Here is a 16,199-nt window from a genome sequence, read left to right on the forward strand (position 1 = left end):
CGTTTTATAGTACTTTTTTTGCCTGTTAAAGGGAAGAGCGCCCGGCCTCTGTGAAAAAATAATCTTTCTGCGTGCTGTACGTGATGCGTCGCTTTTGACACGCAGGGGTAATGGCTCGCCGCAGCCCCTGGTTGCGGGCGCTTGCCATAAGTACGCTTTTCTTAGAAGCTGCCGGGCAGAGGAGATCATATGCAGAAATTGTCCGTAGCCCTGGTGGGCGGTGGTCTTGCTGGTTGTGAATGTGCCCTGCGGCTGGCCCGCAGCGGGCACGAAGTGGTTTTGTTCGAGCAAAAGCCCTTGCACCGTTCCCCTGCTCACGTGAATGACAATCTGGCCGAGCTGGTTTGTTCCAACTCTCTGCGGTCAGACGAACTGACCTCCGGCGTGGGGCTGCTCAAGGCCGAGATGCGCGCTCTGGGCAGTCGCTTTATGGAAGCGGCCGATGCCTGCCGCGTGCCGGCGGGCAAGGCCCTTGCCGTGGACCGTGAAGCTTTTGCCCGGCAAATGAGCCAGCTGGTGGAGTCGGAAGGCAATATCCGCCTTGTGCGGCATCAGGTGCGGTCTCTGGATGATGCCGTGCTGGACCCTTTCAAGGGAGAGGCGCGCGCCATTGTCGTGGCTGCCGGCCCGATGGCTTCAGACGGGCTCTCTGCCTCTCTGGCCGGGGTTCTGGGCGAAAAGCACTGCTATTTTTATGACGCCATCGCCCCTATCGTCTGGACGCATTCGTTAAATATGGATGTGGTTTTTCGCGCCTCTCGCTACGGTCAGGAAAATGGCGAGGGCGAGGGTGAAGGCGATTATCTGAACTGTCCCATGAGCCGTGAAGAATATGAAGTTTTTTATCAGGCCCTTCTGGAAGCCCAAAAAGTGGCTGCTCATGAATTTGAGCAGGAAAAGCATTTTGAAGGCTGCATGCCCGTGGAGGCCCTGGCAGAGCGTGGTCCCCGTACTCTGACGTTCGGCCCCCTGAAGCCCGTGGGTTTTGTGGACCCCCGCACAGGACGCCGCCCTTGGGCCATTATGCAGCTTCGCGCCGAAAATGCCAACAGTGACACGTGCAACCTCGTGGGCTGTCAGACCAAGCTGACCCAGGGGGAACAGGCCCGCGTGTTCCGTCTGGTGCCGGGGCTGGAAAAGGTGGAATTCGCCCGCTTCGGCAGCATGCACAGAAATACCTACGTAAACGCGCCTCAGGTGCTGGCCGGGGATTTGTCGCTCAACGTGTTGCCGGGCGTGTTCCTTGCCGGGCAGATCACCGGGGTGGAAGGCTATGTGGAGTCCGCCGCCAGCGGCCTGTGGCTGGCCATGCTGCTGGACGCCCGCGCCCGTGGGATCAGGCTGTCCACGCCTCCGGCTGAAAGCGCCCTTGGGGCCCTGATCAACCATTTGCGTACGCCTGCCAAGCGTTTTCAACCGTCCAACGCCCATTTCGGCCTTATGCCCGAGTTGGGCGAAAAGGCGCGCAAAAAAGACCGTAAGGCGCTATACTCAGCCCGCGCTCAGCAAACCTTCGGTTCGTGGCTTCAAGAGGCCAGGACTGCGGGATTGGCCTGATTCAAGCCTGACTGGGCAATTGCACGTTGAACTGCTTGTGAGGGAGGGACCTTTTTGCAAAAAGGTCCCTCCCCCCATATGGGGCTCTTTGCCTTCAATGCCGCCGGGCGTTCGCTTTTGGCCTGTCAGGCGCGCGCAGGGGTTGATCCGCAGCGGATAAACTCAGCTTGAAGGATTTATGCCCTGTTTTGCTGCCTTGCGCTTTGCCAGCACCAGTCGGATATGGCCTCCCATCATGATAAGCACCACGGAGGCGGCAATAAGAACAATGCCCAGCAAAAGTGGTATGCTGAAAGGCTCGTTGAAAACCAGTATACCCACGATGACGGCGGTAACCGGTTCCATAACGCCCAGCACGGAAGTGAGGGTAGAGCCGATGCGCTGCACCGCCAGAATAAGGGTGAAGTTGGAAAGCACTGCGGTGATCACGGCCAGCAACAGTGCCAGCGCCAGTTCTTTCCAACTGCCCAGCAGCTGAAAGCTTCCGGAAGCCAGAGAATTGACCAGCGAGCAGAACGCGCCAAAGGCCATGACATAGAAGGTCAGCATAAGGCCGGTGATATTGGTGAGCCGCGCGGCATAAATGCTTGTGATATAGACGGCGTTGCACACGGCCGAAGCCAGCGCCAGTATGAGGCCAAGGGCGTTTATGCCCGCGGCGCTCTCCGCGTGGCTTTCCGCTGTCGGGGCTCCGTTACTGAGCAGATATACTCCGGCAATGGCAAGAACCACGGCCAGGGCTGTGATCCAGGAAAAACGCTCGTGAAAAAAGGCAATCATGATAAGCATAACCATGACCGGATAGGAAAACTGCAGTGTGGCCACGACGCCGCTGGGCAGATGCGCGAAAGCCTCAATGAAGAGCAGGGCGGCCAGGGCATACATAAGGCTCATGCCCGCCAGTTTGAGCAGGTTGCGGCCTGACGTGTAAAAACACTCGCCGCGCAATAGAAGAAAAAGTCCCAGTATGACGGTAGATATGAAAAAACGGTAAAAAAGCACTGTGGCCGGAGAGAGGCCCTGGGCCATGAGCGGCAGGCTGAAGAGGGGGATGAGCCCAAAAGCGGCCGAGGAAAGCAGACTGTAGAAAAACCCCATGACATCCTTCTTTATGCGCAGGTGCGCGTATTCTGAATAGCGAAGAAAGTAAGTTATGGCAATGGGTTGGATGCGCTGGCAAAAGGCGCCGTTTGTCTGCTTTTCCGCGTGTTTACCAGATGCGGCGACTGATAAAAACGGCCCGCTCTGCTGCAATGCGGAACGGGCCGTGTGCGACAGCCGGAATGTCTTTAGAGCATTTTCACTTTGAAATTGCTCTGGCGACTGCGTGAGCAGGCGCCCGCAGCGAAGGCGTAAGCGCAATTTATTTGCGCTGTTAAGCGTCGGAGCATGCGTGTCTTAAACTTTGAGAATATCCATTCTCAAAGTTAATTTGGTCTAGAGCAGATTAACTTTGAAATATGAAGTAATTCAAAGTTTTCATACTGCCGAAAAATGCGATTTGCGGTAGCCGTTAGCGGGTCTTTGCCGTTTACGGATAACCAATGCTGTCTTTGCGGCAGCCGTTGCTTTATCCGTAGCTTCCTGAGTCGCAACGGCTGAAGCTCGGCTGAATCCACGCCACGTTGCGGCGCGCTGCACTCTCGTGCAGTTTTAGAGCGTGTAACCTTTAAAAAAGGTTACACGCTCTAGAATCGTGCAGGGCATCATGCCTGAAAACAGGCCGAACCTCCCCGTGACGCAGCAATGCGCCGCGCCAAAATTGCTGGCATGAATGTGCTGACCGCGCTAGCGGGACTGGTCAAGCACCACTTCGGCCTCAGGGTGGGCCTGGCGCAGGGCCTCATGCATGGCGGCGGCGTCGGCGAATGCGCGGAAGGGCCCGATGCGCTCGTCGCCCATGGCCGCGCTGTAGTGCACATAGTAGGCCAGATCCGCTTGCAGGGGGGTGCCGCTTTCATCGCTGACGACTTCAAGCTCCACCTTGCCAACGCCGCGCTTGCCAAGATCAAGCTGCTTGGCTGCGGCAAAGGAAAGGTCAATGATGCGCCCGCGCACAAAGGGGCCACGGTCTGTCACGCAGACCATGACGCTTTTGCCGTTTTCCTGATCGGTTACGCGCACGACAGTGCCCATGGGCAGGGTGCGGTGGGCAGCGGTGAATGTATACATGTCATAGCTGAGGCCGCTGGCAGTGGCCCCGCCGTGCGAATCACGGCCGTACCACGATGCCTTGCCGCTGAAAACTTCACTTTCCTGGGCGCGCTTGAGCCAGATATCGCGGCTGTCGGTGCCCTGTTCGGAAACTTGCCGGGTTTTTTTTGAAGATTTTGCGGTTTTGCGGTTTTTGGCCGATTTGTCCGAGCTGTCAGACTTGGCAGACTTGGCAGACTTGCCAGACGTGGACGTTTTGCCAGATTTGTCTGAAGAGCTGGATTTTTTTGACTTTTCAGACTTGGCTGAGCGCGATTCAGACTTCTGGGACTTTTTGGAGGCGGCAGAAGCGGATACACCAGAGGAGGTATTGTCAGGAGGAGAGCTTGCTGAAGCCGCGTCGGCTTTCATGGGGGCGGTCAGCAACATACACGCGACCGCAACAGCCAGCATGGAAGGCCAGCGTGAATACTTCATGATCATTCCTTGGTTACTGTTCGAGGCTGTCCGGCTATGCGGACGGATCACGCCCGTGATCCTGACCCTGGAGACCTCCGATGACGGCAGATGCGCCTTGCGCCCTGAACCAGTCAGTCTCAATCAGGGAGTGCCTTTTCTTGGTGCCAAGAATATACAGTAATAAAAACTTCGGTGTCAAACTGATAAATTTTTTTATTACAGATGGTTAGCGTAAAATTTTTTCTAGAGAAACTCTAGGGTGCCTCCAATTGGCAGGAATTATCGTTTGCAGAACCCAGATCCGCAGCCTGGAGAAGGCAAAAAACGGGCAAAATTCCTGGGCAACCAGAAGGATTTTTGCCGTGCTACGCAGGACAAGAAAAGAAAAATTCCCCTGCGCCGAAAAGCAATGCACCATATCCCCTGGTAAAAGGCTCTAGATGTCGCTCTGGGGCGGGCGCTGGAGCAGGTGTTCCAGAGAGGCCGCGGCCTCTTCGCCGGTCAGGCCCTGGCGCGGGGCCAGTTGGGGCAGGTTTTCCACAGCGTCGCAGGGGCGCACGTACAGGGGCTCTATGTCCTCATCGGCAAATTCGCCGTGGCGGGCCAGCAGGCACAGGGCATTGATGCCGGGCGTTACCAGTTCATCCCGCGTGACGATGGGCGCGCCATCGTCGGTTTTGGGGCGCGTGCCGTCCGGTGACGGGCGCATAATATCCAGCGGGCAAAAAACAGCGGCGTTGCGCGCAAGGCCGCTGCCGCAAACCCATATGGTGCGGCTGCCCGCGGGCACGCCATCGGGCAGGGGAGCCGTGCGGCTGGCCACAATGCGCTTAAGGGCCTCCTCCGGGGAGCACAAGTCCACCGTGCTGCCGGGCTGCGCGGGAATCATTGGGCCGTATGACAGAAAAGGCTGGCAGTGCACGAGGTTGCGCCTTGCGTGGGTCAGTACCCATATGGGCGTGCCAAATAGGAGCTGGCCGCGCAGCGCAACCGTTGTGGCAAGGGCCTGCATGTAATCCAGCCCGGTCACGGCGGCCTTGCCCGTTCTGCGCAGTGCGGCTGTTGTTGCCAGAACAAGCCGTATGCCTGTGAAGGAACCCGGCCCCCGCACGCAGGCTATGCGCCGGAAGCTGTTGGGTTTTATGTCCAGAGCGGTGCAGAGGCTTTCCAGCGCGGGAGCGAGAATTTCCGTGGCGCGGTCAGCCTTGTGCCATTGCTGGGAGCAAAGCGTTTTTTCATCGTCGGTAACGACGATTTGCAATACGCCCTCAGCCGCGTTGAGAATAAGCTCAAGTCCGGTGGAATATGGGCTCACGATCCACTCCCGAACCAGCCGGCGCTTTTGACGATGCGCCAGAGGTCATTGTAGGTGGCCAGCAGCATGAGGGCGACCAGCAGGGCCAGACCGGCCCGCATGGCGTATTCCTGCACCCTGGCGTTGACCGGGCGACGGAAAATCATTTCCCACAGGCAGAAGACGATCTGGCCGCCGTCAAGCACGGGAATGGGCAGGAGATTCAGTACCCCGAGGTTGATGCTGATGAGCGCGGCCAGGGCCAGCAGGCCGGCTATGCCTTCATGGGCCTGCTTGCTCACCATCTGCATGATCATGATGGGCCCGCCCACCTGATCCAGGGGAACCACCCTTTCAACCAGTTTTACAAAACTTTTCCAGGTCAGGGCAAGCATATCCGAGGCCTGGGACGCGCCTGCCGCAGCCGCTCCCCAGAATCCGTGCTCCACAAGGCGCACTGCGCCTGTGTTGCGTATGCCCACAAGCCAGGCCTTTTCATCTTCGCCGAAGATGGTTTTTCTCACGGACATTTCAGGCCGGATTTCAACAGTCATTATGCTGGGGGGCGTACCGCTCTGGCCAGAGGTCGCATCAGTGCCGGATGTTCCGGCAGGGGCGGCGGGCTGACCAGCCTGGCCCTGCCCGGCTTCCTCTCCATTGATGGAGGCTTTGTGGGGGCGCTCAAGAACAACGCTGAGGGGCTGCCCGTTGCTGCGGGCAATGGCGCGGGTCATGTCTTCCCACGCAACGATGGGCTGGCCGTCAATGCGTACTATGGTGTCGCCAGCCTGCACTCCCGCCTTGGCAGCGGGGCCGTTTTCCACCAGGCCGCCCACCTGCGGCAGCAGTTGGGGCGTGCCCCAGCCAAAGGCCAGAATCCAGCACAAGAGCCATGCCAGCAGCATGTTGGCCACAGGCCCGGCTGCGACTACCAGCAGACGCTGCCAGGCTGGCCGCAGCGAAAAGCTTTCTTCCTGCGTGAAACCTTCGGGCAGTTCGCTGTCGTCCTGCTCGCCTACCAGGGCGACGTAGCCGCCCAGGGGAACCAGGGACAGGGCGTATTCCGTCTTGCCCCATTTGCGCTTGAGGATTTTGGGGCCAAAGCCCAGAGAAAAGGTGGAAACCCCCATGCCCAGGCTGCGGGCCACGGCAAAATGCCCCAGTTCGTGAAAAAAGATAAGGCCGCCAAGAACAAGGGATACAGCTATGATAGTTATCAGCATGCGGATTCTCCGTCGCGGGCAAGGGTGCGTACAAGCTCGCGGCTCTGGCGGTCAAGGCGCGTGAGGCGCTCCGCCAGGGTATGGACCTCACTTTTCAGAGCGGCCATGCGGTCGGAAGGCATGGCCGCGCCCTGTTCAAGCGGGGCGCAGAAAGGCTGGTGCCCGGGCTCGCTGGCGTCATGCGCCTTCAGTGCGGCCTCGATCAGCCGGGGTATGTCAAGGAAGGCGCAGCGGCCTTCAAGAAAAAGCTCCACAGCGGCCTCGTTGGCCGCATTGAGAACAACACAGCGTCCGCCCCGCAAGGCGAGGGACTGGCGCGCCAGATCAAGACAGGAAAAAACGTCGGTATCCGGCTCATGAAAGGTCAGGCCTGTGGCCGTAAGGTCAAGGGGCGGCACATTCACAGGCAGGCAGCGCGGCCACAGCAGGCAGTTGGCGATGGCCAGGCGCATGTCCGCCGTGCCGAGCTGCGCCAGTTGCGTGCCGTCTTCAAACTCCACCAGCGAATGGATCACCGACTGCGGGTGCACCAGAACCTTGATGCGTTCCTGGGGCGTCCCGTAGAGGTGATAGGCCTCGATAACCTCAAGGCCTTTGTTCATAAGCGTCGCCGAATCTATGCTTATCTTGGCTCCCATGTTCCAGTTGGGGTGCTTGAGCGCCTGCGCGGGGGTTATGTCCCGCAACGCTTCGCGGCTGCGGCCACGGAAAGGCCCGCCGCTGGCCGTGAGGATAAGGCGCTTCACTTCCTGCCCGCGTCCGGCAAGGCACTGGAAAATGGCGTTATGTTCCGAATCCACGGGCAGGATGACGGCCCCGGTGCAGGCGCAGATACGGCGCGCCAGATCGCCCGCCAGAACCAGAGATTCCTTGTTGGCAAGGCAGACGACCTTGCCCGCAAGAGCGGCGGCCAGAGTTCCGTCCAGCCCCGCCGCGCCAACCTGGGCCGAGAGCACGGTGGAGGCTTCGGGCAGGGCGGCCATGCGGGCGTAGCCCGCGCGTCCCACCAGAATGTCCGGGGCATAGCCCTGCGGCAGAAGCTTTTTGAGCCCGGCCGCGGCAGCCTCGTCCAGCACCGCCAGAAACGGCGGACGCCAGCGGGCGGCCTGTTCGGCCAGACGGTCAATCTGGCGGGCGCAGGCAAGCCCCGCAATGCGGAAAGCCTGCGGATGGCTTGCAACTACGGCCAGAGCGCTGCGTCCGATGGATCCGGTGGAACCCAGTATGCACAGGCCGCGTGGCCATGCGTCATTCCAGGCGGCGTCCGGCGGGCCGGAGATATAGTCAATGGAAGGGCCGCCCTGACCCGGCCAGAGTTGTGCCATGTCTGCATCCTGTCTGTTGCCGCCGTGATTGGAATCTGCTGGCATGGGCAGGCGGACATGCCCATGTGAAAAAATAGGTCCGGCGCTGAAAAATTCAAGCGGCCCTTTGGCCGGGCCGCTGTAAAAAACCATTTACCCCGCGCGGCGCACCGCAAATTTTTTCGCGGCTTTCTCCCGCGATCACGTCGCTGCCGAACCAGTGCCACGGGGCTGGAACATTTTTACGCTGAAAAAGTACACGCCCCGGATAATGTCGTCACGAGATGAATTTCCAGTCATATCAAGACGAAGTTTGACGCAGAAATACCAGGAAAGGCGCTCGTGACCATACTGTCTAAGGAAGCACTGATTAAAGAACCTCCTGGAAACGCGTAGTTATTTCGTTTGGCAAGGCGCGAGCTTTTTTTGAAGCAGGAGTGGACTCTTCCGTCCTCGACTGTTTCAAAAAAAGTGAAGCAACGCCGCCAAACGAAATAAATCAGCGTTTCCCTAAAAGAAGAAAAACCACTGATCCACAACGGCCACCATGGGCATGGCGAACAGCAGGCTGTCGGCTCTGTCCAGAACGCCGCCGTGGCCCGGCAGCAGATGGCCGGAATCCTTCACGTTGACCGAGCGCTTGAGGGCGGATTCAAAAAGGTCGCCCACCTGGGCAAAGGCGTTTACCGCAATGCCCAGAAGCGCAAAGGAAAACCAGCCTGTCTTGCCGTATATCTCGCCGTAGATGGCGCAGAAAATGACGCAGGCCACAAGGCTGCCCACCGCGCCCTCGGAACTTTTCTTGGGGCTGACGCGGGGCCACAGCTTGTGATGGCCAAAGCGCGTGCCGACAAAATAGGCCGCGGTGTCGGAAATGGCCACAGCGGCTATGACAAAGATGAGCTTGGTGGTGGAAAGATAGGTGGCAGGCAGCAGCAGCAAAGGCACATAGGCCAGACCCGCCATGAATATCCCACTGGAAACAAAGGCGTTTTCCTCTTCAAGCACGTCCCACCTGAAAAGAAAGCTCATGGCCGAAAGCACGAAGCCCGCGCCAAGAAACACAAGGGCGTCTTGCGGGCGGTGCAGCCAGGTCAGGCACAGCATGCCCCAGCCAAGGGCAATGGCGCAGACGCGGCTGGGGATGCGCCCGTTGGGGCCCCAGAAAAGTGAATAAAACTCCCACAGGGCCAGAGCGGAAACCAGCAGAATGAAGAACAGCAAGGGCCAGCCCCGCAGCCAGAGCACCAGCAGCAGCACTGCGGCCAGGGCCACGCCGGTTATGATACGGCGGAAGTCGATGGGATTGGCGGTGGGTTCAATGGGCATCAATTTGCTCCTGTGTTTTGCCGAAGCGGCGCGAGCGCGCGGCGTAGGCTTCCAACGCCAGGCGCAGTTGCGCGGCGTCAAAATCTGGCCAGGGTGTCGGAGTGAAGTACAGCTCACTGTACGCGCACTGGTAAAGCAGGTAGTTGCTCAGGCGCTGCTCGCCGCTGGTGCGGATGAGCAGGTCTGGATCAGGCTGCCCGGCCGTATAGAGACGATGCGCCAGACTTTCTTCGGTAACGTCCTCGGGCTGCGCGCCTTCGCGCAGAAAAGACCGGACAGCGCGGACCAGCTCGGCCCTTGAGCCGTAATTGAGAGCAAGGTTCAGGGTCATGTGCGACCCGGGGGCGGTGCGTTTTATGGCGTGACGCAAGGCCGTGCGCTGGGCCAGAGGCAGGCCGTCCAGATCGCCCAGCACCTTGAGGGCAATGCCCTGTTCTTCGAGGCGGGGCAGTTCCTGGCGCAGAAAATCCAGCAGCAGTGCGAAGAGGGCGCTTATTTCCGTCTTGGGGCGGTTCCAGTTTTCGCTGGAAAAAGTGTAGAGCGTCAGGTGGCGTATGCCAATTTTACGGCATTCGGTAACAACGGCGCGCACGGCTTCCGCGCCAGCCTTGTGCCCGGCCTCGCGCGGCAGGTTGCGGGCCTGTGCCCAGCGTCCGTTGCCATCCATAATGATGGCCAGGTGCGCGGGCAACTGTTCGGGCAAAAGCTCCATCGGCGGCCCGGCCTGCGGGGCGGGGTCCGTGTCTGGCGTCCGGCTGGGAGGCTGGCCGGACGGGGGCGTGCTTAGTTGCGTCATACTTTCAGCCTGTAGGGAAAAATCCCTGGGGTATTGGCCCACCCGGTTTTGCCGGAAATATTCCGGCAGGATAGGGCGAGTCGCGCCGCAGCCCGCCCCGTTTTCAGTGAACGCGGCGGGCTACGGCCCGTATGGGACTCTCTGTTGACGGCCCGGGCGGATCACCCTTGTGAGCATATGCGCTCAAAGGTTGCGCCGCGCCGTTACGGCGAGCGCCTGCCCGCGTGGCCGCCAGGGCAATGTCAACGTAAGATTGCCCTGGACCAGATTATCTTTGAAATGCTTCACATTTCAATTCGCCGTTCAGCCAAAAATGCGATTTTTGACAGAATCCACGCCACGTTGTGGCGCGCCGCGCTCTGGCGCAGCCTTAGAGCACCATTTTTCAAAGGTTAAATGCTCTAGATTTCCATTATTTCCTTTTCTTTGGCAGCGCACTTTTTGTCCACATCAGCCACGTACTTGTCCGTGAGCTTCTGCACATCTTCGGCGGCGCGCTTCTGGTCGTCTTCGGTAATGGTCTTGTCTTTTTCCAGCTTTTTCAGGCTGTCGTTGGCATCGCGGCGCACGTTGCGCACCGCAACCTTGGCGTCTTCACTGTACTTGCGCGCCACCTTGCTCAGGTCTTTGCGGCGTTCTTCTGTCAGGGGGGGCATGACAATGCGGACGACCTTGCCATCGTTGACAGGCGTAAGGCCAAGGTCGGACTTGAGAATGGCCTTTTCAATAAGGGCTATGCCGCCCTTGTCCCAGGGCTGGATGGTCAGGGTGCGGCTGTCGGGCACGGCTACCGAGGCCATCTGGCTGATGGGCGTGGGGGTGCCGTAGTAGTCGGCCTTGATGCCGTCCACGAGGGCGGTGGTGGCGCGTCCCGTGCGCAGTTTGGCAAACTCGCGGTCAAGAGCGGCAAGGGCTTTTTCCATGCGTTCTTCGGCATCAAAAAGGATGCTGTCGATATCCATAAATATTCTCCTTGGGGCTGCGGCCTGCGGCCTGTTCCTGTGGGGATGGCGCTGCGCCTCCCTTTGTGAAAAATCTGAAGCAGGCCTGACACTGCAATGCCAGACCGCGCGACACGGACCTCACAGCCGCGCCGCTGAATGCATCAGGCGTTGTGTACTATGGTGCCCACAGGTTCGCCCATGACGGCGCGCCTGATGTCGCCGCCAAGCATACGGCAGACGATGATGGGCACATTGTTGTCGCGCACCAGGGCAAAGGCCGTGGCGTCCATCACGCCGAGGTGGCGGGACAATGTTTCATCATAGGTGATGGAGTCAAATTTTACGGCGTCGCTGAACTTTGTGGGGTCCTTGTCGTAGATGCCGTCGACCTTGGTGGCCTTGATGATGGCGTCGCACTTCAGTTCCATGCCGCGCAGCACTGCCGTTGTGTCGGTGGTGAAGTAGGGATTGCCCGTGCCTGCGGCACAGATGACCACGCGGCCCTTTTCCATGTGGCGCAGGGCGCGGCGGCGGATGAAGGGCTCGCAGACTTCCTGCATGGTGATGGCGGAAAGCACGCGGGTCGGATAGCCCTGCTTTTCGAGCATGTCCTGCACGGCCAGGGCGTTGAGCACTGTGGCCAGCATGCCCATATAGTCGGCGGAAGAGCGCTCCATACCCTTGGCGGAGCCTGAAAGACCGCGAAAGATGTTGCCCCCGCCGATAACCAGGGCCATTTCAACGCCCATGGCAAGAACAGTGCCGATTTCGCGGCATATTTCGGCCACGGTTTCAGGGTCGATGCCGGTTTTGTTGGAGCCCGCAAGGGCCTCGCCGCTCAGTTTGAGCAAAATTCGCTTGTATGTCGGTGACATGTGTCCGCCTTCGTCGGAATGACCGGCCTGTTCGCCGGGCGATTGTGCAAGGGATCGCCCATCACGCGGGCGTGAAAAAACGGGACCGGGCCACCCCGGGCCCGTTCTCCCGCAACAGGGCAGTCATAACAGAAAATGTGGCTAGCTCAAAGTCTTTTTGCGCCCCCGCGGCGGGCGGGAAAAGGGCCATTCTTCAACGCTGAAGGGCAGGCTGCGGGCCATTTCAGCAAGGGCCGTCCTGGTCTCTTTTTCCAGATGGGGCGAAAAGACGATTTTGAGCAGGGCCGTTTTGGGTTCCAGCACGGTAAAGTACGCCGTATGGTCGTAGGCTTCCAGCAGAAAGCGAAAAAGAGCCGTATGGTGCGGCGTCAGACGAACCAGAAGACGTCCGCTCAGTTCCGGGGCGGCAAGGGCCGGGGCGGGTTTGCGGCGTTTGCGCAGGGCCGGGACCTGCAGGGCGGCTGCTGGCGGCGTGTCCTGTCCGTCGTGCATCAGTACAGCCCCGTAAAGCGCGCCAGAATCACCAGGCCGATGCCCACGGCAATGGTCAGAAAATAGTTTTTGAACCACCACGCCACCAGCAGGGCAGGCAAGGCCGCCATGAGAAAGAGATTGGAGGGGCCGGGGTTGAACTGGCCTTCGTAGATGAAAACATCGGGGCCGACCAGCGCGGCCATGACGGCCACGGGCACAAAGGACAGCCAGTGGCGCAGCGTCAGGGGCAGATTGTCGCCCTTGAGAAAGGTCACGGGCAAAAGTTTGGACAGCAGGGTTACAGCAGTGCAGCCCGCAATGCACAGGATAAGGGCAAGGTGGGCATCAAGCCAGCTCGTTTCGGTCATGACTGCACCTCGTCAGTGTTTGCCGTCATCAGGTCTGTTGTATCCGTCCGGCTGGAAGCGTTGCTGCGCTCATGGCGCGTCGCGTCACTGGATTTTTCCGCAGGGGCTTTTTCCGCGCAGGCGCAGCCGGGCTGCCGGGCGCAGGCGGCGTCCTTTTTATCCCTGTACAGCAGCAGGGCCGTGCCGAGGCTGGCTCCCACCACCGTGGCCACGGCGACGTTCCACTGGCTCATGCCCGAAACCTTGAGGGCGATGGACAGCGTCATGGTAAAAATGGCGACCAGAACATGCAGGCGGTTCACGCACTGCGGCACCAGCAGAGCCAGAAACATGGCGGTAAGGGCGTAGTCCAGCCCGAGGGGCTTGACGTCGGTGACAAGCTCCCCGCAAAACGCGCCAATGGCGCTGCCGCCCACCCAGGCGGCCTGCGTTGTCTGGTTGCAGACAAAAAGCGTGGTGAGGTTGCGCTTCCAGCCGTTCTGGAAGGCCGTGACGTGAACGGCAAATGTTTCGTCCGTGAGTCCAAGACCCAGCAAAAGGCGCTGAAAACGCGGCAGACCGGCCAGCCAGGGAGACTCCGCGGCTGACTGGAGCAGATAGCGCAGATTCACGATAAAGATCGCCGCCATGATGGACAGGGTACCCGCGCCCGCGCCCCACATGCCTGCGAAGACAAACTGGCCGGACCCGGAAAACATGAGCACGGACATGGCCACAGCCAGAGAAGGAGGAATGTTGTTTTTGACCGCCAGAACCCCGAAGGCAAAGCCTACGGGTGTGTAGCCGAGCACAATGGGCAGTGCGCGGCGCAGGCCCTCCGCCAGGGGGGAAGCGGGGGAATTGCTCGACATGTGACAGCACCTCATCAACTGTTAAGGAAACGCTGATTTATTCCGTTTGGCGGCGTTGCTTCACTTTTTTTGAAACAGTCGAGGACGGAAGAGTCCACTCCTGCTTCAAAAGAAGATCGCGCCTTGCCAAAGGAAATAACTGCGCGTTTCCAGGAGGCTCTTTAACAGTGCTTCCTTAAAAAAAATATGGCTACTCTTTTTGATGCGGTGTGGCAAGTGGCGGACATTCTACGCTCCTGTGATATGTGTTTCGTAAATGCGATAACGTGCGGCGTGGCCCAAAAGAAGGCTTCGGGCGTACTACCACCAGAATATGGGGTACCTTTTGCGGGCAGCAAGATTGTTGGCCACCAGAGCCAGCACAAGCATACATGTGGCCCCGGCGGCGCAGGGCAGCAGAACGTACCAGTAGCCCATTTCATGAATGCCGGGGCCGCCGATAACGGCAATAAGGGCAGTGGCTCCCCCCGGAGGGTGCAGGGTCTGGGTCATGTGCATAAGCGCAATGGCGGTGGAAACGGCCAGTGCCGCTGCCAGCACGGGTTCCGCGCCCATCATGGCCTGGCTGCTCACGCCCACAAGCGCGGACAATACATGCCCGCCCACCAGGTTGCGGGGTTGGGCCAGAGGGCTGTGGGGCGCGCCAAAGGCCAGCACGGCGGAGGCTCCGAAGGAACCGATGAGCAGCGGCAGATTCCATTCCTGCGCGCAGACTTTTTCCAGCAGGGCCAGGCAGGCAACGGAAAGGCAACTGCCCGACCATGCCCAGAAAATTTCATTCCAGCCTACGCGGGGCTGGGACTGGCTTGAGCGTATGCGGTTCAGGATGCGTGTCATTGAATATCCTTGTTCCTTGTTCAGTCGGGGTGTTAGACAGTGCCGTCACGAGCGCCTTTCCAGTTATTTCTGCGTCGAACTTCGCCTTTTATTCCGGCCAGGTACCATCAGAGTACACTCCCTGCATAAAAGGCTCGTTCTCCTTGACATGACTGGAAATTCATCTCGTGACGACACTGTCTGGAGCATTTACACCTTTTCAAGGTTAATCTGCTTCAGATACGGGCCATGAAAAGAAAGGCCGCATGCAGCCCGGCCAGCAGGGCGGTCAACGCGGTTCCGGCCCATGCGGCGCTTGAGGGGCGGCCAAACCATGTGACGGCCAGGGCATGCCTGGGGCAGACATTGGCGCAGTCGCGGCAGAGATGACAGGCCGTGGTGGGGCAGCCGCTTTCAAAGGCCTGGTCTGTCATGGCGTCCTGACGGCATACACGGACGCAGGCCCGGCAGCCGCTGCACTCTCCCACACGCCGGATGCGCCAGGGTGAAATGCGGCCAAACCACTGGGCCAGAAGGCCGAGCGGGCAGATGCCCCGGCAGTAGGAGGCATACCCCCTGGCGCGGCTTATGAGCAGGGCGCAGGGCACGACCAGCAGGCCCAGCAGCAGGCCGCAGGACAGAGCCGCCACAGCGGGCGCGCCGGTGAGGCGCAGGATCAGGGCCGTTGCAAGGGTCAGGGTCAGAGCGCCCAGGCGCAGGCGCGGCAGCCAGGTCGGGGCCGGGGTGTTTTTTGCCTTGCGCGCAGCCGTGGCGTCCCACACGCCGAAGTAGCAGAGCTGGCTGCACCACGCAGCGCCCACAAGCAGGGTGGACAGGCCGAAAAGGCCCAGCATGAACCAGCCGCCCCCGCGATAGACCGGCCCGGCCGCGATGAGGCCGGGCACCGGCAAATGCAGGCTGCCCGTGAGCAGAAAGCGGCTTTCCACCGCCAGACCCAGCACAAGCTGGCCGAAAAAGACCAGCGAGAACAGCCGCCACAGCCGCATACGGGCACGCGGGGCCGTACGACGGTCGGCAAGCCAGCCTGCGGCAAGCACGGCCCACAGGGCGGCCAGAACAATCTGCGCAAGGCCGCCTTGCGGCACAAAGCGCTCCAGCACCAGCAACTGTGGGTTCATGAACCACACGGGCAGCAGCAGGGCCAGGCATACGGCCATGGCCCCCATCTGGGCGGTGGCGGCCTCTTCCTTGTGGCAGTAGCGCTGTTGCGCGCTCTGCCCGAGCAGCAGCAGGGCGGCGGCAACGGTAAACAGGGCGACGGATAAAAGAATGACCGCAAGGCGCCCCCAGGGCTGCTCCATGAGCTGGCGGATCTGGACAAACTGCGCGGTGGTCCATATCCAGCGGGCGGCCAGAACCGGCAGGGCCAGCAGCAGAAACTGCCGCACCCAGGCAAGGCGCGTCCACACCAGCACGGCAATGAGGCCGCAGGCCGCGGCCAGGGAGGGCCATCCCGCGCGCCAGAAGTGCGCCCCGGCCAGGGCAAGAGCCAGAAAACTCGGCAAGGGGATAAGACGGGAAGCTCCGCCCATGTCAGACTTCCTTGAAAAAGCGTGTTATGCAGGATTGCCAGCGTGCCGCAATGGCGCGGACAGCGCCTGTCGCGCCGCTGCCCGCCCCGGTGGAACGTCCCCCGGCGGGCTCGACCCCTCCGGATCTATAGCATTTTCGCATTGAGAAGATCCATTCGCAATGCTTCCAAGACGCTCGCTCCGGCGCGTAACAGCGCAAATA

The 16,199-nt window shown here is 60.2% G+C and carries 16 protein-coding genes; 1 reads left to right on the forward strand and 15 read right to left on the reverse strand.

Annotated features, from left to right (window positions below; all coding sequences use genetic code 11):
* Positions 1-189 precede the first annotated feature (189 nt).
* Positions 190-1,557 carry a methylenetetrahydrofolate--tRNA-(uracil(54)-C(5))-methyltransferase (FADH(2)-oxidizing) TrmFO gene (trmFO, locus tag ACZ5DH_RS00740; RefSeq protein WP_464255267.1) on the forward strand — a complete coding sequence of 456 codons (1,368 nt, stop codon included), beginning with the start codon at positions 190-192 and terminating at the stop codon, positions 1,555-1,557.
* A gap of 162 nt (positions 1,558-1,719) precedes the next feature.
* Here the strand turns inward: trmFO and ACZ5DH_RS00745 are convergent, their stop codons facing one another.
* The 15 genes from ACZ5DH_RS00745 to ACZ5DH_RS00815 form a co-directional block, all read right to left on the reverse strand.
* Complete coding sequence (locus ACZ5DH_RS00745) at positions 1,720-2,655, reverse strand: EamA family transporter (protein WP_464255268.1); 936 nt, start codon at positions 2,653-2,655, stop codon at positions 1,720-1,722.
* A 690-nt stretch (positions 2,656-3,345) separates the two neighbouring features.
* Positions 3,346-4,188 carry a septal ring lytic transglycosylase RlpA family protein gene (locus ACZ5DH_RS00750; RefSeq protein ID WP_464255269.1) on the reverse strand — a complete coding sequence of 281 codons (843 nt, stop codon included), beginning with the start codon at positions 4,186-4,188 and terminating at the stop codon, positions 3,346-3,348.
* Positions 4,189-4,606: 418 nt separating this feature from the next.
* Positions 4,607-5,485, reverse strand: coding sequence for a tRNA (adenosine(37)-N6)-threonylcarbamoyltransferase complex dimerization subunit type 1 TsaB (tsaB, locus tag ACZ5DH_RS00755; protein WP_464255270.1), 879 nt, complete (start codon positions 5,483-5,485; stop codon positions 4,607-4,609).
* Positions 5,482-6,687: a M50 family metallopeptidase gene (locus tag ACZ5DH_RS00760; protein ID WP_464255271.1), complete on the reverse strand. Its 1,206-nt coding sequence runs from the start codon at positions 6,685-6,687 to the stop codon at positions 5,482-5,484. The genes tsaB and ACZ5DH_RS00760 overlap by 4 nt, the downstream gene beginning before the upstream one ends.
* The gene (dxr, locus tag ACZ5DH_RS00765; protein ID WP_464255272.1) at positions 6,681-8,012 is read right to left on the reverse strand and encodes a 1-deoxy-D-xylulose-5-phosphate reductoisomerase; all 1,332 of its coding nucleotides are present in this window, start codon (positions 8,010-8,012) and stop codon (positions 6,681-6,683) included. The genes ACZ5DH_RS00760 and dxr overlap by 7 nt, the downstream gene beginning before the upstream one ends.
* Positions 8,013-8,501: 489 nt before the next feature.
* Positions 8,502-9,320: a phosphatidate cytidylyltransferase gene (locus ACZ5DH_RS00770; protein ID WP_464255273.1), complete on the reverse strand. Its 819-nt coding sequence runs from the start codon at positions 9,318-9,320 to the stop codon at positions 8,502-8,504.
* Positions 9,310-10,032, reverse strand: a complete 723-nt coding sequence (gene uppS / locus ACZ5DH_RS00775; protein WP_464256578.1) for a polyprenyl diphosphate synthase — start codon at positions 10,030-10,032, stop codon at positions 9,310-9,312. Before uppS ends, ACZ5DH_RS00770 begins: the two co-directional genes overlap by 11 nt.
* 485 nt (positions 10,033-10,517) lie before the next feature.
* Positions 10,518-11,078: a ribosome recycling factor gene (frr, locus tag ACZ5DH_RS00780; protein ID WP_464255274.1), complete on the reverse strand. Its 561-nt coding sequence runs from the start codon at positions 11,076-11,078 to the stop codon at positions 10,518-10,520.
* A 143-nt stretch (positions 11,079-11,221) separates the two neighbouring features.
* Positions 11,222-11,935 (reverse strand): UMP kinase, encoded by a 714-nt coding sequence (gene pyrH / locus ACZ5DH_RS00785; RefSeq protein WP_464255275.1) that lies wholly within the window; start codon positions 11,933-11,935, stop codon positions 11,222-11,224.
* Positions 11,936-12,076: 141 nt separating this feature from the next.
* Entirely contained in the window at positions 12,077-12,427 is a 351-nt protein-coding gene (locus ACZ5DH_RS00790; RefSeq protein ID WP_464255276.1) for a DUF4911 domain-containing protein, read from the reverse strand.
* Positions 12,427-12,777, reverse strand: coding sequence for an AzlD domain-containing protein (locus ACZ5DH_RS00795; protein WP_464255277.1), 351 nt, complete (start codon positions 12,775-12,777; stop codon positions 12,427-12,429). The genes ACZ5DH_RS00790 and ACZ5DH_RS00795 overlap by 1 nt, the downstream gene beginning before the upstream one ends.
* Positions 12,774-13,628, reverse strand: coding sequence for an AzlC family ABC transporter permease (locus ACZ5DH_RS00800; RefSeq protein WP_464255278.1), 855 nt, complete (start codon positions 13,626-13,628; stop codon positions 12,774-12,776). The genes ACZ5DH_RS00795 and ACZ5DH_RS00800 overlap by 4 nt, the downstream gene beginning before the upstream one ends.
* A gap of 300 nt (positions 13,629-13,928) precedes the next feature.
* Entirely contained in the window at positions 13,929-14,465 is a 537-nt protein-coding gene (locus ACZ5DH_RS00805) for an HPP family protein (protein WP_464255279.1), read from the reverse strand.
* A 215-nt stretch (positions 14,466-14,680) separates the two neighbouring features.
* Entirely contained in the window at positions 14,681-15,997 is a 1,317-nt protein-coding gene (locus tag ACZ5DH_RS00810; RefSeq protein WP_464255280.1) for a 4Fe-4S ferredoxin, read from the reverse strand.
* Position 15,998: 1 nt separating this feature from the next.
* A complete protein-coding gene (locus ACZ5DH_RS00815; protein WP_464255281.1) occupies positions 15,999-16,139 on the reverse strand; it encodes a hypothetical protein in 141 nt (46 codons plus the stop codon).
* Positions 16,140-16,199 lie beyond the last annotated feature (60 nt).

This window comes from Desulfovibrio simplex (assembly GCF_055387835.1).